The organism is Pseudoalteromonas sp. SG44-1, from assembly GCF_014164315.1.
GTDB lineage: Bacteria > Pseudomonadota > Gammaproteobacteria > Enterobacterales > Alteromonadaceae > Pseudoalteromonas > Pseudoalteromonas rhizosphaerae.
In genome coordinates, this window is sequence record NZ_JACJEW010000272.1 from 1 (window position 1) to 327 (window position 327).

The following is a 327-nucleotide window of genomic DNA, read 5'->3' on the forward strand; positions in this document are numbered from 1 at the left end:
CCATAGCCGAGTTCCTATTTTGATTCAATCGGTTACTTCGATTTTACGTAAAATATAAAAAGAGGATTTGCTGTTGCTTTAATGGGCGTTTTGGAAGGTATGACAGGTGTTTAAGTGGCTTATTTGGAGAGGTAGCAGCTTACCTTTATTAATGCGTCCTGTTTTGCAGCTTTTCTATATTATGAACTAAGCAATACAGTTACCATTGGGCATTCACTTTCGTTTGACCGCGTAAGGTCAATTTATTCATGCCTTTGTTAACTGTAATATTCCCGAACACTGGCTCTATACAGCCAAGTCGTTTGCTGTACTGTCGTCGCCCGATTG

Annotated in this window: 1 protein-coding gene; it reads right to left on the reverse strand. The window is 39.8% G+C overall.

Features of this window, described 5'->3' with window-relative positions; genetic code table 11:
- Positions 1-199: 199 nt before the first annotated feature.
- Entirely contained in the window at positions 200-280 is an 81-nt protein-coding gene (locus H5187_RS25135; protein WP_310737485.1) for a hypothetical protein, read from the reverse strand.
- Positions 281-327 lie beyond the last annotated feature (47 nt).